This window comes from Paracoccus zhejiangensis, assembly GCF_002847445.1.
Taxonomy (GTDB): Bacteria; Pseudomonadota; Alphaproteobacteria; order Rhodobacterales; family Rhodobacteraceae; genus Paracoccus; species Paracoccus zhejiangensis.
On sequence record NZ_CP025430.1, the window covers coordinates 1389116 to 1412671 of the forward strand.

Sequence of the window (23556 nt, forward strand, 5' to 3'; positions counted from 1 at the left end):
GTGGAGCAATGGGAGAATCGCAACGAGGACAAGGTGATGCTGACAGAAGTTGGAAAGGAAACACCGGGACAGGGCCTGCCGCAGTGGAAAATCGACCTGCCGAACCGCCCGCTGACCGGCCTGACGGTGCTGGTGGTCGAGGATTCGCGCTTTGCCAGCGAGGCTGTGCGCCTTCTGTGCCTGCGCTCTGGCGCGAGGATCCGGCGGGCTGATTGCCTGCGCTCGGCCGCCCGGCACCTGCAGACCTACCGCCCCTCGGTGGTGATCGTCGACCTGGGTCTGCCCGACGGCAATGGTGCCGACCTGATCCGGCGCATGGTGGTGGCGCATCCGCGCGTGCCGGTGATTCTCGGCATGTCGGGCGATCCGGACAACGAACAGGCGGCGATGGAGGCGGGTGCCAACGGCTTCCTGGCCAAGCCCGTCGAAAGCCTTGCCGCCTTCCAGCAGATGGTGCTGCGCCACCTGCCCGCCGCCGTGCGGCTCGGCGGTCCGCGCCTGCTGACCGATGACGTGATCGCGCCCGATGCCACGGCGCTGCGCGACGATCTGCTGCATATCGTCGAGGTGATGGCCGCGGCCGAGAATACTGGCGCGGTGGATTACATCGCCGGCTTCCTTGCCGGGCTGGGCCGCTCGGCCCATGACACGGCGCTGGAAGATGCGGCCAACCTGCTGGCACGCGACCATGCCGATGGACGGTCCCTGGCGGCGGACCTGACCCGGATCAGCGGGCTGGTCTACGAGCGGCTGGCGGCGGCAAAGGGGATCTGAGGCGCCGCACAGCGCCGCGCCCTGCCGCCCTACCCGTCCACCCGCCCCGGCAGCGCCGCCGCGGTCAGCGCGTTCAGGCTGGCGCGCTGCTGGCCATCCGCATCGAAATTCTGCGGCGAAAGCCATGTGTGATAGGCCTGTTTCAGCATCGGCCACTCGCTGTCGATGATCGCGAACCAAGCGGTGTCGCGGTTGCGGCCCTTGGTGATCATGTGGTGGCGGAAGGTGCCCTCGTAGGTAAAGCCAAGCCGGATCGCCGCCCGGCGCGAGGGGGCGTTCAGGCCGTTGCATTTCCACTCGACCCGGCGATAGCCCGCGTCGAAGGCCCAGCCCACCATCAGCATTAGCGCCTCGCTGGCCGCAGCCGTGCGCTGCAGGGGTGGCGACAGCTGGATATGGCCGATCTCGATAACGCCATTGGCAATGTCGATCCTGAGATAGGAGGCCACGCCCAGTACAAGGTCCGAGGCCAGATCGCGGATGGCGTAGAAATAGGGGTCGGATGATGCGGCCATCGCCGCCTGCCAGTCGCGGTAATCCTCGACCCGCGTGAAGGGGCCATAGCCGAGGTAGTCCCAGACCTGGTCACCGCCCTGGTTGGCAGCGAAGAGGTCGGTGGCATGGCGCGACGGGTCCAGCCGCTCCAGCCGGACGAAACGGCCATCGATGGCGGCGGGTCCCGGCGCAGGCGGCGGGGTGAAGGCGGTCAGGGCGTCGCCCAGGGGGCGGGGATCGGTCGGCATGGGCGCATCCTCGGGCAATCGGCTCAGGCCAGAATGCGCGGATCGTCCCCCATGTCCAGACCCGGAAAGATGCTGGTCTCCAGCTGGTTGCGCGGGATGCCATAGAGGCCCGCCATGGCCCAGGCCGCATGGGCGCGCACATCGCGCAGGGGCATCAGGTCGCGCCCGGCATAAAGATCGCCCTCGCCCAGCCCCGGCCAGTCGCCGATGACCCGGCCGCCGCGGATCGCGCCCCCCGCCATCAGCATCGCGCCGCCGGTGCCGTGATCGGTGCCGTTCGAGCCGTTCTGCCGCGCGGTGCGGCCGAACTCGGTCATCGCCAGCACCGTGGTCTTGGCCCAGTTCGCCCCCAGCCCCTCGCGCAGCGCAAGGATCGCATCCGACAGCCGCGTCATCGCCTTGCCGATCACGGCGGGCTGGTTGGCATGGCTGTCCCATCCGGCGACCGAGAAGCTGGCGATCCGGGTCTCGCCGTTCAGCCGCGTGGCCGCGAAGCGCCCCAGCCCGGCGGCATCGGCGCGGCTGCGCCGTTCGGGCTGCATGGTCTCGGCGGCGATCTGGTTCGCCTCTGCCGCCGCGTCGCGGAACAGCGCGTCCTCGTGATAGAGGTGATCCAGCAGCAGCTGCGCCTGCGGCGACAGCTCCAGCTCGGCATCGGGCGCCCAGCTGCGTGCCGGTGCCTTGCCCGACAGGATCAACATCTCCTCGACCCCGACCGAATAGGCGGTCTCGGACATTGCCCCCGGCATCGCCTGCAACAGCCGGTTCAGCCAGCCACCCTGGCGGAAGCGCACCGGCAGGTCATTGCCGGTTCCGGCCTCCAAGAGGTCCTGCCCATCGAAATGGCTGCGCTTGTCGCGGTAGGGGGTCGAGACCGCCGGCACGAAGCCCAGCTCGCCCGCCTGCCACAGCGGGTAAAGCGCCGAGAGGCCCGGATGCAGCGCATAGAAGCCATCGAGATCCAGCGCCCCTTTGGCCGGCCCCATCGCCAGCGTCGGGCGGAGGCGCGCCAGTTCCGGGTCGCCATAGGGCTGCAAGACATCCAGCCCGTCCATCGCCCCGCGCAGGATGATGACGACCAGCCGGTTCTCGCCCGGGGCGGCGGCAAAGCTCATGCTGCTGAGCAAGGGATGGGCGGCGGCGGAACAGCCGATCAGGGCGGTGGATTTCAGAAACAGCCGGCGGCTCAGCATGATCGCCCCCTATCGCCTGTTGAAGTCGTTCGAGGCCAGCACCATCGCCACCCCCTCGCGCGCCGATTCCGCCTTGGGAACGGCCCAGTTCAGCGCCTCGCCGGCGGTCGACCCCAGCGCCGTGTGCAGGAAATCGCGCGGGTCGGGCAATGTCTCGACCAGTCGCGAAGGCTGCTTCAGCGAGAACTCGATCCGCGCCGCCAGCCCCTGCGGGGTGATCCAGTCGGCGGCCGGTTCGGCCCAGCCATCGGGACCGACCGGCTGGTACCAGGGCTGACCCATCCGGGTCAGCGCGGCGCCGAAATCGTTCCTGATCCGCCGCGGTTCGATGGCGAGGATCGCCTGCCCCGACACGCCAAGCGCGCGCAAAGTGCTGGCCAGATAGTCGAAGGGCTGGCGCACCTTCTGGCGGAACTGGGCAGCCAGATCGGGATGGCCGACCAGCACCGCATAGACCTGCGACAGATCGCCGCCGCTCTCGCCCCAGGTGGCAGCCAGCTCATCCACCAGTGCCGGGCTGGGCTCGTCGGCGACGAAATGCACCGCTAGCTTCCGCGCGAGGTGGCGGGCGGTGTCGGGATGGCGCGCCAGATCGGTCAGCACCGCATGGATATCCTCGATCCGCGCCGGGCCGTCGCCGCCATAGCTGCGGCCCAGCACGGTTTCGGCCCCCGGCTCGGCCCAGTTCTTCAGGAACAGCTCGTCGGTCTTGGGCCGAAACACCAGCCCGGTCAGCAATTCCGCCAGCTGCCGCACATCGTCCTGGTCATAGCCCGCATCGACGCCAAGCGTGTGCAGCTCGATCGTCTCGCGGGCAAGGTTCTCGTTCAGGCCCATCCTGCGGTTCGGGTTGTTTCGCGCAGCGCGGGAATTGGGCCCGATCGAGCGGCCCTGGTCGAGGTAGCGCAGCATCATCGGATGGGTGTTGGCGGCGATCAGCATCGCCTCGAACCGCCCGCCGAGATGCGGCCGGATGGCCTCGTCGATGAAGGCCAGGCGCAGATGGTGGGTGTTGGTGGCGTTCGAACGGGTGGTGAAGTGATCGGACCAGAACTGCACCAGCCGCTCGCCGAAACCGGCAGGGGCATCCACCGCGCGGGCCAACCGCTGGCGCAGCTCGACCATCGGCATCAGCGCCAGTTCCCGGTTCAGGGCGCGAAACTCTGCCTGCCCCTCGCTGCCGCTGTCCATGCGGTTCCGGCCAAGGGCCAAATGCCGGCCAATCACCTCGCGCGCCTGTTCGAGCGTCACCGCCTCAGGCCCGGGCGCGGCGGCGGCCACGCTGTCCAGCACCTCGCCCGGGGTCGCGGGCGGCGGCATCAGCGGCGACAGGCCATATCCCAGCCTTATGGCCGCAAGTTCGGGAAAGGAAACCGACATCTCTGACCATCAACACAAAACGCCGGAGGCAGGGCCCCCGGCGTCTTATCGCATGCCCCGAAGCGGGATGTCAGATCACTCTTTCGGCAGGGCGCGCAGGCGCAGTTCGCGCATCTGTTCGTTGGTGGGCTCGGACGGCGCGCCCATCATCAGATCCTCGGCCCGCTGGTTCATCGGGAACATGATGACCTGACGGATGTTCACCTCGTCCGCCAGAAGCATCACGATCCGGTCGATCCCGGCCGCGCAGCCCCCGTGCGGCGGGGCGCCATAGCGGAAGGCCTTGACCATGCCGCCGAACCGCTTTTCCACCTCGTCATGGCCGTAACCCGCCAGTTCGAAGGCCTTGAACATGATCTCGGGCTTGTGGTTGCGGATCGCGCCGGAAATCAGCTCGTAGCCGTTGCAGGCCAGATCGTATTGATAGCCTTTCACTGCCAGCGGATCGCCGTTCAACGCCTCAAGACCGCCCTGCGGCATCGAGAAGGGGTTGTGGCTGAAGTCGATCTTGCCCTCGTCGGTCTTCTCATACATCGGGAAATCGACGATCCAGGCGAATTTGAACTGGTTTTCCTGCGTCAGACCCAGTTCGCGACCGATCTCGTTCCGGGCGCGGCCGGCGACGGGTTCAAACTGCTCGGCCTTGCCGCCAAGGAAGAAGGCGGCATCACCCTCGCCCAGACCCAGCTGCAGGCGGATCGCCTCGGTCGGCTCCGCCCCCAATGCCTTGGCGATCGGGCCGGCGGCCTCGGTCGAGCCATCCTCGGCCTTGCGCCAGAAGATGTAACCCATGCCCGGCAGGCCCTCTTTCTGCGCGAAGGCGTTCATCCGGTCGGCGAACTTGCGGGAGCCGCCGGTCGGCGCGGGAATGGCGCGGACCTCGGTGCCCTCCTGTTCCAGCAGCTTGGCGAAGATGCCAAAGCCCGAGCCGCGGAAGTGATCGCTCACATCCTGCATCTCGATCGGGTTGCGCAGGTCGGGCTTGTCGGAACCGTATTTCTTTAGCGCCTCGGCATAGGGGATGCGCGGCCAGTTGACATCGACCGGGCGACCATTGCCGAATTCCTCGAACAGGCCCTGGATGACCGGCTGGATGGTGTTGAACACATCCTCCTGCTCGACAAAGGACATCTCGACATCGAGCTGGTAGAAATCGGTGGGCGAGCGGTCGGCACGCGGATCCTCGTCGCGGAAGCAGGGCGCGATCTGGAAATAGCGGTCGAAGCCCGCGACCATGATCAGCTGCTTGAACTGCTGGGGGGCCTGCGGCAGGGCATAGAACTTGCCCGGATGCAGGCGCGAGGGCACGAGGAAGTCGCGCGCGCCCTCGGGGGAAGACGCGGTGATGATCGGGGTTTGGAACTCGGTAAAGCCCTGATCCCACATGCGGTTGCGGATCGAGCGGACGACCTTCGAGCGCAGCATGATGTTCTGGTGCAGGCTTTCGCGGCGCAGGTCGAGGAAGCGATAGGCGAGGCGCGTTTCCTCGGGATATTCCTGATCGCCGAAGACCGGCAGCGGCAGCTCGTCGGCGGGGCCCAGCACCTCCAGCCCGGTGGCATAGACCTCGATCTCGCCGGTCGGCAGCTTGGGGTTGATCAGGCTGGCATCGCGCAGCTTGACCCGGCCATCGACGCGGATGACGGTCTCGGCCTTCAGCTTCTCCATCGCGGCAAAGGCCGGGCTATCGCTGTCGGCGATGACCTGGGTCATGCCGTAATGGTCGCGCAGGTCGACGAACAGCACGCCCCCATGATCGCGCACGCGATGAACCCAGCCCGACAGGCGGATGGTTTCCCCGGCATTGGCGGCGGTCAGTTCGGCGCAGGTATGGCTGCGATAGGCGTGCATGGCGGACCTCTTTCGTTCAGCCCCTGCTCAAAGCGCGGCGCGGGGCGGAAGTCAAGCGCGCGGCTGCCAAAGTTCGATCGGATTGCCCTCGGGATCGTGGATTCGCGCGAAAGTCCCGACCTCGCTGTCCCATTCCTCGGGCCGGGTCTCGACCGCGATGCCGGCGGCCTGCAACCGGGCGATCATGCCGGCCAGATCGTCCACCCGCAGGTTCAGCAGCCATCGCCGGTCGGCGGGGAAATAGTCGGTATCGTGGCGGAAGGGCGCAAGGATGGTCGGACCCGCCGCCTGCTGCCACGGCCCCTCCCCCAGCCAGCCGATGCCCAGGTGCCGGTCATACCAGGCGGCCAGCGCCTCAGGGTCGCGGGCGCGAAAGAAGAAGCCGCCGATGCCGGTTACGCTGGCCATGCCCCTGCCCCCTCAGAACGGTCGCACCACGTTGCCGCTGTAGAAGTAATAGCCCATGCCGACCGCGAACAGCATGTTGCCCGCGACCGCATGCAGCATCCATGCGGCGGGGAAGCCGTGGCGCAGATAGGCGCGGGCAAAGAACCAGCCGCCGATGAAGGTCATGATCGCCACGATCCAGGACCAGTACATCAGATGGGCGAAGGAAAACACCGCCGCATTCACCGCGATGCCCGCCTTGCCCTGCGGCAGAAGCGCGCCGTAGCGATGGAAGAACAGCGGCCGGAAGATCAACTCCTGCGGCAGCGCCGACAGGATCGGATAGAGCGCCCAGATCAGCAGCAGGAATTCCGGCCGCGTGCGCAGGATGCCGAACATCGCCTCGGGGCGCGAGATGGACAGGATCACCACCCCGGCGACCAGCGTGGCCAGCGCGATCCCGGCGATCTCGTGCCAGGGCATCCGCCGGCCACGGACCAGGTTGCGCCACTGGAAGCCGCCGGTGCGCCACAGAAGCACGAGGCCGACGAGACTGAAGAGGAACAGCGCCGTGAACATCCGCTCGGGCGGCAGGCAGAGGGCAATGGCCAGCGGCGCCCCGATATAGAGCGCCGCAAATTCAACCCAAAGCCAGCGTCGCGAGCCTATCGCGACAGATGCGTCTGCAGCCATCTTGCCCAATCCGCGCTCGACCCGGCAAAGGCGTTCAGGTCCACGTCGCCGCGGATGCCCGGAACGATGCCGGTGCCGGTATATTGCCAGAAGGTCCAGCGCTGACCGGGATAGCGCGCGCGGGGATGATCGGCAACCGAGCGCAGCCAGAACTCGGCCCGCATCGTGCCCAGCTGGTTGTCCTTGTAGAAGTCGACCGTGGTATAGATCAGCGGACGCTGGCCGTAGTGCTGGCCGACGATCTGCATGAAGATCTCGGCCTCGCGCTTGACCTCGTGCGGCGGCGGGCGGCGCGGGCAGGTGCGCGAATTGGTCCATTCCAGGTCGATGACCGGCGGCAACGCGCCGCGTTCACGCGGGACGTTGCGGATGAACCAGGCCGCCTGCTCGGCGCCCGAGCGGCAGAAGTAGAAATAATGATAGGCGCCGCGCGGGATGCGGGCCGCGCCGGCCTCGCGCCAGTAGCGCTGGAAGTTCGGGTCGCTGTGATCGCCACCCTCGGTCGCCTTGATGAAGGCAAAGCTGATCCCGGCGCCGCGCACCTGCGCCCAGTTGATGTCGCCCTGCCAGCGCGAGATGTCGATGCCGTGGACCTGGTGGCCATAGGGATGGCCCGAGCGCCAGATATGCGGATCGCTGTCGCCCAGCTGCGGCGTATTGCCGCCGACATAGACGGCCCCGCCCCCTCCGCCGCGCGACGGCGTGCGGCCACAGCTGACGACCATCGTCACCAGCATCATGGCCATGATCAGTTTTACCAGAAATTTCATTGCTGCCCCGAAACACTGCTCTGCTTTTTTTCCACTTATCGCAAAGCCGTGAACAAAAGTCACCGGGCCGTGTCGGTCACGACTGCGTCAGAACGGTGAAAGGCAGGGGCGAAGGGTGGGCGAACTCGCAGCCCGCCCATCGGCCGGGGGCTGCCGTTCGGCCCTCAGCCCCTATCCGGCACCAGCTTCCCCGGGTTGAGGATGTTGTTCGGGTCCAGCGCTGCCTTGATGACGCCCATCACCGCCCAGGCCTCGCCATGCTCCTCGGCCATCAGCGCGCGCTTGCCGATGCCCACGCCATGCTCGCCGCTGATCGTACCGCCGACCGCCAGCGCCCGCTCGGCCATGCGCCGGGCCAGCGCCTTGGCGCGCTTCAGTTCGTCCTCGTTGCCCGGCTCGACCAGCAGGGCCGAGTGGAAATTGCCGTCGCCGACATGGCCGAGGATCGGGCCGACCATGCCGTCCGCGGCGATATCCTCATGCGCGGCGGCGACGGCTTCGGCCAGTTTCGACATCGGCACGCAGATATCCGTCACCATGGCCGTGCTGCCCGGGCGCACTGACAGCTGCGCCGGATAGGCCTGGTGGCGCATCTTCCACAGCGCGTTCCGTTCCTCGGGCGTCGCAGCCCATTGGAAACCCTGCCCGCCGAATTCCTCGGCCAGCGCGCCGAAGCTTTCGGCATCGGCGGCCACGCTCGCCTCGCTGCCGTTGAACTCGATCAGCAAATGCGGCTGTTCGGGGAAATCGCGCTTGGCATAGCTGTTGAAGGCGCGGACCGACACCTCGTCGATGAACTCGATCCGGGCCATCGGGATGCCCGACTGGATGGTGGCGGTGACGCAATCGACCGCCCCCTCCAGCGTCGGGAAGGCGCAGACGGCGGCGGCGATCTTCTCGGGCTGGCCATGCAGGCGCAGGGTCAGTTCGGTGATGATCCCCAGCGTCCCTTCCGAGCCGACCATCAGCGCCGTCAGGTCATAGCCGGCACTGGATTTCGCCGCCCGCGTGCCGGTGCGCATGACGCGGCCATCGGCCAGCACCACCTCGAGCGCCAGGACATTGTCGCGCATGGTGCCATAGCGCACCGCCGTCGTGCCGCTGGCCCGCGTGGCGGCCATGCCGCCAAGGCTCGCGTTGGCGCCGGGATCGACGGGGAAGAACAGCCCGGTGGCGCGCAGCTCGGTGTTCAGCTCCTCGCGCGTCAGACCGGGCTGGATCGAGACCTGCATGTCCTCGGCCCGGATCTCCAGCACCTTGTTCATCCGGCTCATGTCCAGCGTGATCCCGCCCTTGACCGCCAGCGCGTGACCTTCCAGCGAGGTGCCGGTGCCCCAGCCGATCACCGGCACCAGATGCGCATTGCAGAGCCGGAGGATCGCCGAGACCTCCTCGGTCGTCTCGGGCCAGGCCACCGCATCGGGCGGCGGCGCGCTGTGATAGCTTTCCGAGGCGCCATGCTGGTCGCGGTCGACCTGGGTGACAGAGAGCCGCGCACCCAGAAGGGACTGCAATTCGGCAAGGACGGAATCGGGGATCGGCATCACACAACCTCTGATAGGAGGATTGCAGCCTATCGCGCGCCGCGGGGATGGGAAAGCGCCCCCGCCACTGTCATAATTCCTGCATGAAGCTGCCATCTTCATGTCATGCAGGGGAACTAGCCTTGCATCAGGTTCGTTTCAGGGTTGTGAGGCAAGGAACTGTTCCGCAATGACATCTGAACGTATCAGCCAGTTCTCTCATCCGGTCGAATGGCGCAGCGGCTACCGCATCGCGCCGGGCCTTCGTGCCGAATTGCCGGCCCGGGCAGAGCGCGCTTTTGTCACGCTGGTGACGAATGCCGATTACCTTCCCGGGGCCGAGGCGCTGGTCCGCTCGCTGCGGTTGTCGGGCACCGATGCCGACATCGCGGTGATGCATCGCCATATCCCGGCCGAGGGGCTGGCGCGGCTGCGCGCGCTTGGCGCGCGGCTGATCGAGGCCGATCTTCTCCCCACCAGCGAGGGGTTCGACGCCCTTCACGCCCGCGATGCGCTGCACGCCCGCGCCGCCTTCACCCGCGGCAGCAAACCCGATTTCCACACGCCCCTGGACAATTTCGTCAAGCTGCGGCTGTGGCAGCTGGATTACGCCCGCTGCGTCTTCATCGATGCCGATGCGGTGGTGCTGCGGCCGGTGGACAAGCTGTTCGATTTCCCCGAGTTTTGCGCCGCGCCGAATGTCTATGACGGGCTGGATGGGTTCCACCGGATGAATTCCGGCGTCTTCACCGCCCGCCCCGATGCCGAGACCTTCCGCCGGATGCTGGCGCGTCTGGACCGGCCCGGCCTCTTCTGGCCGCGCACCGACCAGACCTTCCTGCAGGAGTATTTCCCCGACTGGCACGGCCTGCCGATCCAGTACAACCTCTTGCAATATGTCTGGATGAACCTGCCCGACCTTTGGAGCTGGAACGACATCCACATCCTGCATTTCCAGTATGAAAAGCCCTGGGACGATCACGCCAAATCGGCCGAACTGGCCCCGCTGATCGCGCTTTGGCGGCAGATCGCCGAGGGCGGGCCAATCCCGGACCTCGCCGCCCAGCAACGCCCGGCCGCGTGAGCCTAACGCAATGCGGATCGCGCTGACCGGGGCCAGCGGCATCGTCGGCGGCTTTCTGGCCCGAGGGGTCCGCGCCGCCGGTCACGATTTGAACCCCCTGCCCGGCTACCGACTTGGCGATGCCCCGGACCTCTCGGGCCATGACGCGCTGATCCATGCCGCCTTCGCCCATGCGCCCGGCCGCTATCGCGGTGGCGAGGGCGATGATCCCGAGGGTTTTCTGCACCTGAACCTCGACGGGACTTTGCGCCTCTTCCGGGCGGCGGCAGCGGCTGGTGTGGCCCGGATCGTCTTCCTGTCCTCGCGGGCGGTGCATGACGGGCGTCCGGCCGGGACGCTGCTGACCGACGACTTGCCGCCCGCGCCGACCACGCTCTATGGCGAGGTGAAGGCACAGGCCGAGGCGGCCCTGGCCGCATTGCCGCTGCACGCGGTCTCGCTGCGGGCGACCGGCGTCTATGGCCCCGGCAAGGGCAACAAGTGGCGCGAAATGTTCGCGGATTACCTGGCCGGGCGTCCGGTGCCGTCGCGCGTGGCGACCGAGGTGCATGGCGATGACCTGGCCTCCGCCGCGCTGCTGGCGCTGCGCGACGATGCCCCGGCGAGCCTGAACGTCAGCGATCTCGTGCTGGACCATCACGACCTGCTGGCCGAGGTCGCCCGGCTGACCGATTGCCGCCATCCGCTGCCGCCCCGCGCCGATGCCTCGGCCCTGCGGATCGCCGATTGCAGCGGTCTCGTGGCGCTTGGCTGGCGGCCCGGCAGGATGGATTTGTTGCGTGCCACCCTGCCAAGGCTGCTGGACCAAAGCCCGGAAGTGTGATTCGCTGGTCCCTCAAGGGGATGGAGCGATGAGTTCAGGCAAGCGCAGCTGGGTCGTCAGGGGTTGGCATTATGCCATTGGCCGCTGCCGCCATGCGCTGCGGGTGATGCTGGAGCATGGCCCGAACAAGCTGGAATTCTGGTTCCTGGCGCTGCTGATCGGGGTCGGCGCGGGCTTCGCGGCGCTGGGGTTCCGGCTGGGGATCAGCGCCCTGCAACGCACCATCTATGGCGCCGACGACCTGACACTGGCCAGCGCGGGGGCGCATCTGCCCTGGTACTGGGTGCTGGTGGTGCCGATCATCGGCGGCTTTGTCGTGGGCGTGATCCTTGATCGCTTTACCCCCGACGGGCGCGTGCGCTCGGTTCCCGATGTGATCGAGGGGGCGGCGCTGGATGGCGGGCGGGTCGAGGTCAAAGCCGGGCTGGCCTCGGCGGCGGCCTCGCTGATCACCTTGGGATCCGGCGGCAGTTCCGGTCGCGAGGGGCCGGTAGTGCATCTGGCGGGCGTCATCTCGACGCTGGTCGCCAGCCGGATCAAGGCCAGCCCGATGACCGGACGCGATCTGCTGGGCTGTGCCGTCGCCGGGGCCGTCGCGGCCAGCTTCAACGCCCCCATCGCCGGGGCGCTGTTCGCGCATGAGGTGGTGCTGCGCCATTTCGCCATCCACTCTTTCGCCCCCATCGCCATCGCCGCCGTGGCGGGCACGGTCATCAATCGGCTGGAATTCGGCGGGCTGACCGAGTTCACCCTGACGCAACAGGCCTCGCTGGCCTTCAACGTAGAACTGCCGGCCTTCATGCTGCTGGGCCTCGTCTCGGCACTGGTCGCCGCCGCGCTGATGAAGGCGGTGCTCAGCGCCGATGCGCTTGGCAATCACCTGATGGCCGGGCGCAGCTGGCCGCGCTGGATCAGGCCGACCGTGGCGGGCGGCTTGCTGGGGCTGATCGCCATCCCCTTCCCGCATATCATCGGCGTCGGCTACGAGACCACCTCGGCGGCGCTGCAGGGGCGCATCGGATTGTCCGAGGCGGTGATCTTTGCCGTGGTCAAGGCGGTGGCCGTGGCGATCACCCTTGGCGGGCGCATGGGCGGCGGCATCTTCTCGCCGGCGCTGGTCATGGGCTCGCTGACCGGGCTCGCGTTTGGCATCGTCGCTACCGGCATCCTGCCCGACGTGTCGGGTTCGGTAAACCTCTACGCGCTGGCCGGAATGGGCGCAGTGGGTGCGGCGGTGCTGGGCGCGCCCATTTCGACCGCGCTGATCGTCTTCGAGATGACGGGCGACTGGCAGACCGGGATCGCGGTGATGACCGCCGTGTCGCTGTCCTCGGCCTTGGCCTCGCGGCTGGTGCATCGCTCCTTTTTCCTGACGCAGCTGGAAAATCGCGGCGTGCGCATTGCCGAGGGGCCGCAGGTCTGGCTGCCGCAGAAGATGCGCATCACCGCCATCCTGCGCCCGATCACGGCCGAGAATGCCCCGCCAGCAGACCTAGTCCGCAACCTCGTCGCCACCGGCAAGGCACTGACCGAGGGGATGCGGCTCTACCAGGCGCTGGCCGAGTTCGAGCGCACCGGCGCCGCCTTCCTGCCGGTGATCCGCCCGCCCGAGGAGGCCGATCAGGGCGACGATCCCGACAGCCTGCCCGATCCCGAAATCCTCGGCGTCGTCTATCACGTCGATGCGCTGCGGGCGCTGAACCAGGCGCTGGCCGAGGCGGCGGCGGAAGAGCACGGCTGAACCGCCAAAGGAAAAACCCCGGCCATTTCTGGCCGGGGTTCGATTCACTGTCCCGTCGTGAACGACGTCAATTCAGGCGGCGCGCCACTTCGTCGATGGCGTCGTCGATACCGGCCGAGCGCTGGCCCGAGGCCACCTGCTTGCCGAGGATGTCCGAGGCGGCGGCAACCGCCGCCTGCACGGCGCGATCACGGACCGCACGCACGGCATCGCTTTCGGCGCTGGAAATCTGGTCCTCGGCCGCCTTCAGGCGACGGGCGATCGACAGTTTCAGATCGGCCTGGGCCTTGACGGCCTGGGCTTCCGCCTCGCGCTTGGCATTGGCGATGATCTCGTCAGCCTGGGTCTTCACCTCGCGCTGGCGGCGCTCGTAGCTGGCATAGATCTCCTGCGCTTCTTCACGCAGGCGCTTGGCCTCGTCCAGATCGGCACGGATGCCGTCGGCACGCTTGTCGAGCATCCCACCGATGATCGAGGGCACCTTCATGTAGATCAGGATGCCGACGAACAGCAGGAAGGCGATGGTGACGATGAAGTCGGTGTTCTTCAGCGAGAAGAACGGACCGGTCGCGGCAAAGGCCGGGCTGGCCGACAGGGCCAGAAGGGCAGCAGTCAGTTTCTTCATTGCCGAACCCCCTTCAGGCGGCTGTCCACCGCGCCATCGATCTGTGCCTGATCGGCAGTACCACCGAAGATGCGGACCAGTTCGGCCGTGACATCCTTGGCAACGGTCTGCGCATCGGCCTGGGCCGAGTCGCGGATCTGGCCGATACGCTTTTCCGATTCCACCGTGCGGGCGGCAATCTCGGCATCGGCATCGGCGATGGCGGCATCCAGAACCTTCTGGATCTCGGCCTTGTTCGCCGCGACGATCTTCTGCGCCTCGCTGCGGGCCTCGGCCAGCGCCGCGTCATAGGCGGCTTCGGCGTCCTTGGCCTTCTGCTTGAATTCCTCGGCCGCCATCAGATCGCCGGTGATGGCGCCCTGACGGTCCGACAGGACCGAAGCGATGCGAGGCAGGGCAATGCGCGACATCACCCAGTAAAGGATCAGCATGGTGACCACGAGCCAGAAGATCTGGTTCGGGAAGGTGCTGAAATCCAGCTGCGGCATGCCCGAGCTGGCGGCTTCTGCCCCATGCGCAGCAGCGGCTTCCGCCCCGTGCGCCGCAGCGTCGGCCCCATGCGCAGCCGCGTCGGCAGCGTGGCCGGCAACGTCTTCGCTATGTTCGGCCGCGGTATTGGCGGCCTCTTGCAACAGGCTGATCATGTCCTACCCCTTGGCCTTGAAGGTCACGATGGGATGGGGGCGCGGGTCACGCACACCCCATCCCGCCGCAAGGATGAGGCTGGATCAGACTGCGAACATCAGCAGAAGCGCGACGAGGAACGCGAAGATCCCCAGAGCTTCCGCGAAGGCGATGCCGATGAACAGCGTCGCGGTCTGGCCAGCGGCGGCCGACGGGTTGCGCAGGGCGCCCGACAGGAAGTTACCGGCAACGTTGCCCACACCGACGGCGGCAGCGCCCGAACCGATAGCAGCAAGACCGGCACCGATGTACTGACCCAGCTCTGCGATATTCCCTTCCATGAGATGTCTCCTTGCGGTTGGAAGTTGTGAATGAGGGTGAATGTCCTGACGACCCGGCCTCAGTGGCCCGGATGCAGCGCGTCCTTGAGGTAGACACAGGTCAGGATGGTAAAGACATAGGCCTGGATGAAGGCCACCAGCACCTCGAGCCCGTACATGGCGGTGACCGCCAGGATCGAGACGGGCGAAACCAGCGCCAGCGCGGCGAAGCCGGCGAAAACCTTGATCACGGCGTGACCGGCCATCATGTTGCCGGCAAGTCGGATGGAGTGGCTGACCGGGCGGACGAAGTAGCTGATGACTTCGATCACCGCCAGCACCGGGCGCAGCACCAGGGGCGCCGAGGTGACCCAGAAGAGGCCGAGGAAATGGGTGCCGTTCTTCACGAAACCGATCACCGTCACGCTGATGAACACCGCCAGCGCCAGAACGGCGGTCACGGCGATATGCGAGGTCACGGTAAAGGCTTTCGGCAAGAGGCCCAGCATGTTCGCGAAGACGATGAACAGGAACAGGCACATGATATAGGGGAAGTATTTCAGCCCGTCCTTGCCGACCACGTCACCGACCATCTTGTGGACCATGCCATAGCCCAGTTCGGCGATGGACTGGACCCGGTTCGGCACGATGGCGCGGCCACGGGTGCCCATGACAAACAGCGCGATGATGGCGAGGAGAATGATCCCCATCCACAGCGTCACGTTGGTGGGCGTGTACCACTGGACCGGACCGTCGCCGAACAACGGCTTGACGATGAACTGATCCATCGGGTGGAATTCCAGCCCTGTGCTTTCGCCATGCGCTTCGGTCGCCACGTCAGCCCCTCTCGTCCTTCTCGGCCGCTTCGGCCGGTTGTTCCGTCTCGCCGGCCGCTCGGACCGACCTCTCGCCCAGTTCGGCCGCGGTGCGCATCATGGTTTTGACGCCGGCCGCGAAGCCGAGGAATATGAACAGGATCAGCATCAACGGCATGGTGCCGAACAGCTTATCCAACCCGAACCCGATGCCGAAACCGAGACCAAGCCCCGCCACCAGCTCGATCACCATGCGCCAGGCAAGGTGTGCCTGGTCATGGGTCGCCATTGGCTTCGGCCCGTCGTCGATCCGCGTTTTCTTGGCCAGCCGCTCCTCGAAGTCGCGTAGCCGGGCGGCATCTTTCGCCCTCTCCGCATCTTCCAGGGGCCCGTCGGCCATGTCTCACGCCCTCGTTACAGGTTGGCCGGGTGATAGGGGCTGGAGCCGCCCGAGTCAAGCAAGCCGTCCGAGATCGCAAGTGACTGAATTTGTTTTGATTTGAAAAACGCCCCAGGCCGGAAACCGCGCTTGCATTCAGGAAGTGGCGCGGCGATAGTCAACCGCCCGGTTAAGCATCAGCGCCCAGATGAGCCTTCAGATCGACCCTCTCGACCAGATTTTCGCCGCCCTCGCCGATCCGACTCGGCGGCGGGTGCTGTCGATGCTCTTGGAAGACGACATGGCGGTCAGCGATGTGGCCGAGCCCTTCCAGATGAGCCTTGCGGCAATCTCGAAGCACCTGGCGGTGCTGGCGGCTGCCGGGCTGATCCGGCAGGAGCGGCGCGGGCGGATCACCTGGTGCAAGCTGGAACCCGCCGGAATGCGCGCGGCCTCGATCTGGATGCAGGGTTTCGGCCAGTTCGATCCGGTCGATCTTGACGATTTCGAGCGTTTTCTGGAAATCGAGATGGCGGACTGGGCCGAGGACAAGGGAAACGATGATGACGAGTAAGCCAGACATCCTCTGCATCGGGGCGATGCTCTGGGACGTGATCGGGCGGTCCACCCGCCCGATGCAGGCCGGCCATGACGTTCCGGGCCGGATCGCGCATATCCCGGGGGGCGTGGCGCTGAATGTCGCCATCGCGCTGGCCCGCCGAGGGATGCGGCCTGCGGTCCTGTCCGCCGTCGGTACGGAACCCGAGGGCGATGCGCTGGTGGCGCAATCCGTCCGGCTCGGCGTGGTGATCGAGCACATCCTGCGCGACCCGGACCTGCCGACCGACTGCTATATGGCGGTCGAGGATAATGCCGGGCTGGTCGCCGCCATTGCCGACGCGCATTCGCTTGAGGCGGCGGGCGATCGCATCCTTGCACCGCTCGATGGTGTGCTGAAGGGCTGGGATGGCCCGGTGGTGCTGGATGGCAACCTGACCGAACGCCTTCTGGCGCAGATGTCGGCCGATCCACGACTGGCGCAGGCCGATCTGCGCGTGGTCCCGGCGAGTCCCGGCAAGGCCGAGCGGCTGGCCCCGCTGATCGCCGCCGGGCGCGGCTGCTTCTACCTGAACCGGCTCGAGGGCGAGATCCTCGCCGGCATTCCCTGCGCCGATGCGGTGACGGCAGCCGAGGCGGTGGTGGCACGGGGTGCGCGCCGCGTCATCGTAACCGATGGCGGCGAGCGTGTGGCCGATGCCATGGCCGGCCAGCCCACCCTGACCGCCACGCCCCCCGCCGTCCGCATCGCCCGGATCACCGGCGCGGGCGATTGTTTCCTCGCCGCGCATCTTGTGGCCGAACAGGCCGGCGCGGCGCGCGAGGCGGCGCTGATGGCCGCGACGCAAGCCGCCGCCGCCCATGTCGCGGGCAAGGACCTGCCCTGACCGCCGCACGCGCTTGCCAGAGGCGCCGCATCATGGCACCAGCCCCCCAACAGCAGACGGAGCCAGCCCGATGACCCAAGCCCCCCTTTCCTACTCGCCCGAGGTTCAGGCCGCGCTCGATGCCGGCCAGCCGGTCGTGGCGCTGGAATCGACCATCATCACCCATGGCATGCCCTGGCCCGACAACCTGGACATGGCGCGCAAGGTCGAGGCGGCGATCCGCGAGGGCGGGGCCGTGCCCGCCACAATCGCCATCATGGGCGGGCGCATCCATATCGGCATGGACGATGCAGCGCTGGAGGCACTGGCGAAAACCCCGCCCGCCGAGGTGATGAAGCTGAGCCGTGCCGATCTGCCTGTCTGCATCGCCAATGGCCGCACCGGCGCGACCACCGTGGCCGCGACGATGATCTGCGCCGCGCTGGCCGGCATCCGGGTCTTTGCCACCGGCGGCATCGGCGGCGTGCATCGCGGCGCGGAACTGAGCTTCGACATCAGCGCCGACCTGCAGGAACTGGCGATCAGCCCGGTCACCGTGGTGGCGGCGGGGGCCAAGGCCATTCTCGACCTGCCAAAGACGCTCGAGGTGCTGGAAACCCTCGGCGTGCCGGTCATCGCCTATGGGCAGGACCAATTCCCCGCCTTCTGGTCGCGCAAATCGGGCCTTGCCGCGCCGCTGCGGATGGACACCCCCGCCCAGATCGCCGCCGCCGCCGACATGCGCGCCGCCCTTGGCCTGCCCGGCGGGCAACTGGTGGCGAACCCGATCCCCGAGGGTGACGAGATCGCCGCCGCGATCATCAACCCGGTGATCGAACAGGCGCTGGCCGAGGCGGCCGCGCAGGGGATTGCCGCGAAATCGGTGACGCCCTTCCTTCTGTCGCGCATCTTCGAGCTGACCGAGGGTCGCTCGCTCGCCTCGAACATCGCGCTGGTGCTGAACAATGCACGGCTGGCGGCGCAGATTGCCGCTGCCATGCGCTGAAGGGCGCGTTAACCGTCACCAGCCTTTCACTTGACCGGCGGCGCGAATCGCGGGCTGATGGCGGCGATCTTTTCCGCTGGACATCATGCGCCATCCCGACGACCTGCCGCCGCTGCACCCGAATCCCGCGCCCCTGCGCAAGCCCGGTCCCGTCGCCGCCCTGCGCGCCTCGTTCCTGACCGGGCTGGTGGTGGTGGCGCCCATCGGCATCACCGTCTGGCTGATTTGGACCCTGACCGGCTGGATGGACAGCTGGGTACTGCCGATGATCCCGGAACGCTGGCGGCCCGAGCAATGGATCGGCATTCCCTTGCGCGGCGTGGGCGTCGTGGTGTTCCTGCTGGTCACCATCCTGATCGGATGGGCGGCCAAGGGCTGGTTCGGGCGTTCGCTGATCCGCACCGGCGAGCGCATCGTGGACCGCATGCCCATCGTCCGATCGGTCTATGGCGGGGTGAAGCAGATCGCCGAGACCATCCTGTCGCAGAACGAGGCACGCTTTGACCGTGCCTGCCTGATCGAATATCCAAGGAAGGGGCTGTGGGGTATCGGCTTCGTCGCCGGCCCGGCCAAGGGCGAGCTGGCCACCGCGACCCAGCGCGAGATGCTGGCGGTGTTCCTGCCGACCACGCCCAACCCGACCTCGGGCTTTCTCCTCTATGTCCCGGCCGAGGATGTGCATGTGCTGGACATGAGCATCGAGGACGCGGCCAAGCTGATCATCTCGGCCGGGCTGGTCTACCCGGCCGGCCAGGCGGCGAAGGATCAGGAAAACAGCGCCGGCAAATCCACCGTATCCTGATTGTTCAGGTCATCGGCGTGCTCCGAGAGGAACGCATCCGCTGCCGCCTGCCCCGCATTCCGCATCCGTTCCAGCATCTGCGGATTGGGCAGCAGCTTCGAGCGCGCGTTCAGGTCGTTCATCAGCACGTCATCCATGATCATGTGGATCAGCGGGTTCTTCATCTGCCGGTCGTTGATCCGCTGTTCCGCCCAGAGCTTCTTGACGAAGTTGATGGCGCGCAACTCGCGCAGCAGGCTGCTGTTGAAGCTGACCTCGTTGATCCGGTCCTGGATCTCGGCCGGCGTCTTCGGCAGCGCCTCGCGCATCATCGGGTTGATGTTCACGATGACGATGTCGCGCGGCAGGGCGGGCGCGAACAGCGGGTAAAGCGCCGGGTTGCCGGAATAGCCGCCATCCCAATAGGCCTCGCGCCGCCCGGTCTTGGCGTCATCGATCTCGACCGCGCGGAACAGCGTGGGCAGGCAGGCCGAGGCGGTGACCGCCTCGCAGGTCGCCTCGGTCCCGGTAAAGACCCGGATACGACCGGTGCGGACATTGGTGGCATTGATGAAGAGACGCGGCCCCGCCTCGCCCCAGAAGACCGGATGCGGCATGGATTTCAGGATCGGCAACAGCGGGTTGGAATAAAGCGGGCCGTAATCATAGGGGCTGAACACCCGGGTCATCCCCTCCAGCCAGGCGGCTGGGGTGAAAAGCTCGGCCCAACGCTGCAACCCGCGCGGCACCATCATGTTCGAGCTCAGCCAGCGGATCATCCGGTTGTCGCTGACCTGGCTCACATTTTCCCAGATATAGGCCAGGTTCTTCTTGGCCGCCTTGCGCCCGGCCCGGCTGTTGCCAAGCGCCAGCCCAGCCTTGACCGCCGCGCCGTTCAGCGCCCCGGCCGAGGTGCCGCTGATGCCGTCGACGATCAGCCAGTCCTCGTCCAGCAAGCGGTCCAGCACGCCCCAGGCAAAGGCCCCGTGCGCACCGCCGCCCTGCAGCGCCAGATTGATGTGTTTCGGTTCCAAATCAGATACCTGCCTCTATTTTGCAGGCGCAGCATAGCAAAGCGCGACAGGCTTTGCACGGCGTTGCTGAGGAAGCTCCGCACCGGCGCCGCGTCATATCGCCCGGATGTGAAGCGCCGTGAGGCCTTGCGCTCAGCAATAGGCCTCGGGCCCGCGCGACATGGCGCGGTTATAGCGCGCGCCATGGGCGAAACCGACCGGCAGCAGCGTCTCGATCTCGGCCAGTTGCCCGGGCGTCAGGACCAGGTCGCCGCCCTTCGCATTGGCCTCCATATGCGCGCTGCTGCGCGATCCGGGCAGGGCGATGACATGGGGCGCACGCGACAGAAGCCAGGCCAGCGCGACGGCTTCGGCGCTGTGGCCGATCTCGTGCGCATAGTCCGCGAAACGCGCGATCCTCTCCATGTTGCGCGGATAGTTCTCGGCATCGAAGCGCGGCATCCCGCGGCGCAGATCGCCCTCGCGCAGGTCATCGGGCTGCGGCGGCGCGTCGGTCAGCACGCCCCGGCCCAGTGCCGAGAAAGCCACCAGCGCCGCGCCATGCCGGGCGCAGGCCTGCACCAGCCCCAGTTCCGGCAGCCGGGTCCAGAGCGAATATTCCGACTGCACCGCCGCGATGGGTGCCACCGCCGCCGCGCGTTCCAGCGTCGCGGGCGCGATCTCGGACAGGCCGATGGCGCGGATCTTGCCCTCGTCCCGGAATCGCGCCATCTGGCCGATCACCTCCTCGACCGGGACCGAGGGGTCGCGGCGGTGGATGTAGTAGAGGTCAAGATGATCGACCTTCAGCCGCTTCAGCGAGGCGTCCAGACAATCGCGCAGGTAATCGGGTTCGTTGTTGAAGGGCCGTTCCTTCTCGCGGGTGATGCCCACCTTGCTGGCCAGCACCACCTGATCGCGGCGGGTCTTCAGGAACCCCGACAGCAACTCCTCGGCCCGGCCCTTGCCATAGACATTCGAGGTGTCGAAGTGATTGATGCCGAGATCAAGGCAGCGCGCCATGCAGCGCAGCGCCTCGTCGGGATCACCGGCCGCATAGGCGCCGACGAAATTCATCGTGCCAAGCGCCACCGCACCGATCTCGGGACCATCCGCGCCCAGTTTCCGTGTCTGCATCACCGACCCCTTTCACGTTTTCCGGGGCAACCCTGCCCGCCGGCGCGGGAAATGGAAAGGCAATGTCGCCAATTCGAACGGATCGGGTCTACCGGGCGGGGCAGACGAGTGTCAGATTTCGGATCGAACTGGAAAGCGCCGCTTCTGGAAGCCGGTCTTTGATTGCTCGAAACCCGCCGCGAGATAGAAGCTGAGCGTCGAAGGTTTCTGCGAGCCCGTCATGAGCATGACCTTGTAGCAGCCTGACGCCCAGGCGGATTCCGATGCCGCATCGAGGATCTGGCGCCCGTAGCCGCAGTTTCGATGGTCACTATGCGTTACAACGTTCTCGATCAGACCGAAGGGCTTCGCCCCCCGCGTGAGATTGGGGACCACGACAAGCGCGCAGGAAGCAACCAGCACATCATTCAGTTCGCCCAGAAAGATCGCACTTCCTGCATAGGTGAGAAAGCGCGCGAAAGCGTCACCCGCCTGAGCTTCCGTGGGTTGTTCATCTCCGGGAATGAGGTGCCGGTACAGCTCCAACAGCTGAGGGATATCGGCTTTGATGGCGCGTCGTATGGTCAGTCTGGATTCGTCCATGCGCCAAACCTGCTCGTTCCATCGATTGGCTGCAATGGGCTCGAGACAGCCAAACACGGCTCCGCGACTACGCCGGCGATTGCGCGGGCCGGTCCCTGCGCCTTCACCTCAGCCCGCGAGCAGATCGCCCGTATCGACCAGCCGGGCGAAATCCGCCGCCAGATGCGCCATGGTCACGTCGAAGATGGCCTGGGCGGAAAGACCCGCCGCCGGCAGGTCGAAACCCATCACCGCATCCCGGATCACCTGCATCCGGAAACCCAGATCGGCACCGGCGCGGACGGTGGAATTGACGCAGAACCCGGCAACTGCCCCGGCAACGGCCAGATCGGTGATGCCCGCATCGCGCAGGAAGCGTTCCAACCCGGTCGATGCGAAAGCCGAGGAAGTGTGCTTGATGAAGACCGGCTCACCCGGCACGGCCTGCGTCTGCGGAATGGGCTGACTGGCCGGTGCATCGGCGTGCAATTCGGCGGCCGGATCCGGCTCGTGATGGAGGACATGGATCACCGGACGCCCCTCGGCCCGGAAATCCGCCAACAGCGTCGCGAGCCGATCCGGCGCATCGGCGTTGAGGCAGTCGCGGCCTTGCGCGATGCGGTCGAGCATCAGCATCTGCATGTCGACGACCAGAAGCGCGGTTTTCGTCGTCACTCCCGCGCCCCCATCAGCCGATCAATCCTCGGAATTCGCCTCGGCGCGCGACTTGCCCGCCACGTCGAGGGCCAGCGTCGCCGCCATGAAGGCATCCAGATCGCCGTCCAGCACGCCCTGCGTGTCGCTGGTCTCCTCGCCGGTGCGCAGGTCCTTCACCATCTGATAGGGTTGCAGCACATAGGAACGTATCTGGTTGCCCCAGCCGGCATCGCCCTTGGCGTCATGCTGGGCGTTGATCGCGGCGTTGCGGCGATCCAGCTCGGCCTGGTAGAGCCGCGATTTCAGCGCCGCCATCGCGTTCGCCCGGTTCTGGTGCTGCGATTTCTCGGAACTGGTCACCACGATGCCGGTCGGCAGGTGGGTGATCCGCACCGCCGAGTCGGTGGTGTTGACGTGCTGTCCGCCGGCGCCCGACGAGCGATAGGTGTCGATGCGAATCTCGTTATCGGGGATGACGATCTCGATATTGTCGTCCACCACCGGGTAGACCCAGATCGACGAGAACGAGGTATGGCGCCGCGCCGCGCTGTCATAGGGCGAGATGCGCACCAGCCGGTGCACGCCCGATTCCGATTTCAGCCAGCCATAGGCGTTATGCCCAGAGATCTTGTAGGCGGCGCTGCGGATCCCCGCCTCTTCGCCCGCGCTTTCCGACATCAGCTCGACCTCATAGCCCTTCTTCTCGGCCCAACGCACATACATGCGCGCCAGCATCGAGGCCCAGTCACAGCTTTCCGTGCCACCGGCGCCCGCGTTGATTTCAAGGAAGGTGTCATTGCCATCGGCCTCGCCGTTGAGCAGTGCCTCCAACTCCTTCTGCGCCGCCATCTCGGCCAGCGCCTTCAGGTTGGCCTCGGATTCCGCCACCAGTTCGGCATCGCCCTCTTCGCCCGCCAGTTCCACCATCTCGGCATTGGCCTCGAGATCGGTGCTGATCCGGCGATAGGTCTCGACCGCGTCCAAGAGCGCCTGCCGTTCGCGCATCAGCTTCTGCGCCCGGGCCGGGTCCGACCAGAGGTCGCCCGCCTCGATCATGGCGTTCATCTCTTCCAGCCGGTGCGGCGCGGTTTCCCAATCCATCCGCTGGCCCAAGAGAGTCAGGGATTTGCGGATGGCATCAATCGTGGACTGAGTTTCTGCGCGCATCAGCGGATTCCTCGGGATTTGTGTCGAAGCGGGTAGATAGCGCGCAGCCGGCCCGGGAACAAGACCGGGCGGTGCCGCAGGTGAC

Annotated in this window: 26 protein-coding genes; 8 read left to right on the plus strand and 18 right to left on the minus strand. The window is 66.8% G+C overall.

Translation table 11 applies throughout. From position 1 onward, the window contains the following. Positions 1 to 36 precede the first annotated feature (36 nt). Positions 37 to 774 (plus strand): response regulator, encoded by a 738-nt coding sequence (locus CX676_RS06825; RefSeq protein ID WP_101754190.1) that lies wholly within the window; start codon positions 37 to 39, stop codon positions 772 to 774. Positions 775 to 803: 29 nt separating this feature from the next. Here CX676_RS06825 and CX676_RS06830 read toward each other — a convergent pair whose 3' ends face one another. From CX676_RS06830 to CX676_RS06865, 8 genes are all read right to left on the minus strand, one after another. Then, positions 804 to 1517 (minus strand): GNAT family N-acetyltransferase, encoded by a 714-nt coding sequence (locus tag CX676_RS06830; RefSeq protein WP_101751948.1) that lies wholly within the window; start codon positions 1515 to 1517, stop codon positions 804 to 806. Between the two features lie 23 nt (positions 1518 to 1540). Beyond that, positions 1541 to 2710, minus strand: a complete 1170-nt coding sequence (locus CX676_RS06835) for a DUF1501 domain-containing protein (protein WP_101751949.1) — start codon at positions 2708 to 2710, stop codon at positions 1541 to 1543. A gap of 9 nt (positions 2711 to 2719) precedes the next feature. Further along, positions 2720 to 4090: a DUF1800 domain-containing protein gene (locus tag CX676_RS06840; RefSeq protein ID WP_101751950.1), complete on the minus strand. Its 1371-nt coding sequence runs from the start codon at positions 4088 to 4090 to the stop codon at positions 2720 to 2722. A gap of 75 nt (positions 4091 to 4165) precedes the next feature. Further along, complete coding sequence (gene aspS / locus CX676_RS06845) at positions 4166 to 5941, minus strand: aspartate--tRNA ligase (RefSeq protein ID WP_101751951.1); 1776 nt, start codon at positions 5939 to 5941, stop codon at positions 4166 to 4168. 51 nt (positions 5942 to 5992) lie between these two features. Continuing rightward, positions 5993 to 6349 carry a VOC family protein gene (locus tag CX676_RS06850; RefSeq protein WP_101751952.1) on the minus strand — a complete coding sequence of 119 codons (357 nt, stop codon included), beginning with the start codon at positions 6347 to 6349 and terminating at the stop codon, positions 5993 to 5995. Between the two features lie 12 nt (positions 6350 to 6361). Continuing rightward, entirely contained in the window at positions 6362 to 7021 is a 660-nt protein-coding gene (locus CX676_RS06855) for a CPBP family intramembrane glutamic endopeptidase (RefSeq protein ID WP_101751953.1), read from the minus strand. Then, positions 6994 to 7791, minus strand: a complete 798-nt coding sequence (locus CX676_RS06860) for a glycoside hydrolase family 25 protein (RefSeq protein WP_101751954.1) — start codon at positions 7789 to 7791, stop codon at positions 6994 to 6996. Before CX676_RS06860 ends, CX676_RS06855 begins: the two co-directional genes overlap by 28 nt. A gap of 164 nt (positions 7792 to 7955) precedes the next feature. Next, a complete protein-coding gene (locus CX676_RS06865) occupies positions 7956 to 9335 on the minus strand; it encodes an FAD-binding oxidoreductase (RefSeq protein ID WP_101751955.1) in 1380 nt (459 codons plus the stop codon). Positions 9336 to 9504: 169 nt separating this feature from the next. Here CX676_RS06865 and CX676_RS06870 point away from each other — a divergent pair, with 169 nt between their 5' ends. The 3 genes from CX676_RS06870 to CX676_RS06880 are packed head-to-tail and all read left to right on the plus strand — an operon-like array spanning position 9505 to position 12962. After that, positions 9505 to 10398 (plus strand): glycosyltransferase, encoded by an 894-nt coding sequence (locus tag CX676_RS06870; protein ID WP_101751956.1) that lies wholly within the window; start codon positions 9505 to 9507, stop codon positions 10396 to 10398. 10 nt (positions 10399 to 10408) lie between these two features. After that, positions 10409 to 11221 carry an NAD-dependent epimerase/dehydratase family protein gene (locus tag CX676_RS06875; protein WP_101751957.1) on the plus strand — a complete coding sequence of 271 codons (813 nt, stop codon included), beginning with the start codon at positions 10409 to 10411 and terminating at the stop codon, positions 11219 to 11221. Between the two features lie 28 nt (positions 11222 to 11249). Continuing rightward, on the plus strand, positions 11250 to 12962 hold the full coding sequence (locus CX676_RS06880; RefSeq protein WP_101751958.1) for a chloride channel protein: 1713 nt from the start codon (positions 11250 to 11252) through the stop codon (positions 12960 to 12962). Between the two features lie 67 nt (positions 12963 to 13029). Here CX676_RS06880 and CX676_RS06885 read toward each other — a convergent pair whose 3' ends face one another. The 5 genes from CX676_RS06885 to CX676_RS06905 form a co-directional block, all read right to left on the minus strand. Continuing rightward, entirely contained in the window at positions 13030 to 13587 is a 558-nt protein-coding gene (locus CX676_RS06885; protein ID WP_101751959.1) for a F0F1 ATP synthase subunit B, read from the minus strand. Then, a complete protein-coding gene (locus CX676_RS06890; RefSeq protein WP_101751960.1) occupies positions 13584 to 14231 on the minus strand; it encodes a F0F1 ATP synthase subunit B' in 648 nt (215 codons plus the stop codon). Before CX676_RS06890 ends, CX676_RS06885 begins: the two co-directional genes overlap by 4 nt. An 84-nt stretch (positions 14232 to 14315) precedes the next feature. Then, positions 14316 to 14552 (minus strand): F0F1 ATP synthase subunit C, encoded by a 237-nt coding sequence (locus CX676_RS06895; protein WP_101751961.1) that lies wholly within the window; start codon positions 14550 to 14552, stop codon positions 14316 to 14318. 59 nt (positions 14553 to 14611) lie between these two features. Further along, the gene (locus CX676_RS06900) at positions 14612 to 15367 is read right to left on the minus strand and encodes a F0F1 ATP synthase subunit A (protein ID WP_198590301.1); all 756 of its coding nucleotides are present in this window, start codon (positions 15365 to 15367) and stop codon (positions 14612 to 14614) included. A gap of 1 nt (position 15368) precedes the next feature. Next, entirely contained in the window at positions 15369 to 15746 is a 378-nt protein-coding gene (locus tag CX676_RS06905; RefSeq protein WP_101751962.1) for an AtpZ/AtpI family protein, read from the minus strand. Positions 15747 to 15933: 187 nt separating this feature from the next. Here CX676_RS06905 and CX676_RS06910 point away from each other — a divergent pair, with 187 nt between their 5' ends. The 4 genes from CX676_RS06910 (at position 15934) to CX676_RS06925 (ending at position 18957) form a co-directional block, all read left to right on the plus strand. After that, complete coding sequence (locus tag CX676_RS06910; protein ID WP_101751963.1) at positions 15934 to 16299, plus strand: ArsR/SmtB family transcription factor; 366 nt, start codon at positions 15934 to 15936, stop codon at positions 16297 to 16299. Further along, positions 16289 to 17170, plus strand: a complete 882-nt coding sequence (locus CX676_RS06915) for a PfkB family carbohydrate kinase (RefSeq protein ID WP_101754192.1) — start codon at positions 16289 to 16291, stop codon at positions 17168 to 17170. The genes CX676_RS06910 and CX676_RS06915 overlap by 11 nt, the downstream gene beginning before the upstream one ends. Positions 17171 to 17240: 70 nt before the next feature. Next, on the plus strand, positions 17241 to 18155 hold the full coding sequence (locus CX676_RS06920; RefSeq protein ID WP_101751964.1) for a pseudouridine-5'-phosphate glycosidase: 915 nt from the start codon (positions 17241 to 17243) through the stop codon (positions 18153 to 18155). An 85-nt stretch (positions 18156 to 18240) separates the two neighbouring features. After that, entirely contained in the window at positions 18241 to 18957 is a 717-nt protein-coding gene (locus CX676_RS06925) for a DUF502 domain-containing protein (RefSeq protein WP_101751965.1), read from the plus strand. Here CX676_RS06925 and CX676_RS06930 read toward each other — a convergent pair. From CX676_RS06930 to prfB, 5 genes are all read right to left on the minus strand, one after another. Then, positions 18921 to 19970, minus strand: a complete 1050-nt coding sequence (locus tag CX676_RS06930; RefSeq protein WP_101751966.1) for a patatin-like phospholipase family protein — start codon at positions 19968 to 19970, stop codon at positions 18921 to 18923. The genes CX676_RS06925 and CX676_RS06930 overlap by 37 nt on opposite strands. 132 nt (positions 19971 to 20102) lie before the next feature. Then, positions 20103 to 21086 carry an aldo/keto reductase gene (locus CX676_RS06935; RefSeq protein WP_101751967.1) on the minus strand — a complete coding sequence of 328 codons (984 nt, stop codon included), beginning with the start codon at positions 21084 to 21086 and terminating at the stop codon, positions 20103 to 20105. Positions 21087 to 21197: 111 nt separating this feature from the next. Further along, complete coding sequence (locus tag CX676_RS06940; RefSeq protein ID WP_101751968.1) at positions 21198 to 21668, minus strand: GNAT family N-acetyltransferase; 471 nt, start codon at positions 21666 to 21668, stop codon at positions 21198 to 21200. Between the two features lie 108 nt (positions 21669 to 21776). Beyond that, positions 21777 to 22322 (minus strand): isochorismatase family protein, encoded by a 546-nt coding sequence (locus tag CX676_RS06945; RefSeq protein ID WP_101751969.1) that lies wholly within the window; start codon positions 22320 to 22322, stop codon positions 21777 to 21779. 21 nt (positions 22323 to 22343) lie between these two features. Continuing rightward, positions 22344 to 23471: a peptide chain release factor 2 gene (prfB, locus tag CX676_RS06950; RefSeq protein WP_101751970.1), complete on the minus strand. Its 1128-nt coding sequence runs from the start codon at positions 23469 to 23471 to the stop codon at positions 22344 to 22346. Positions 23472 to 23556: the final 85 nt, after the last annotated feature.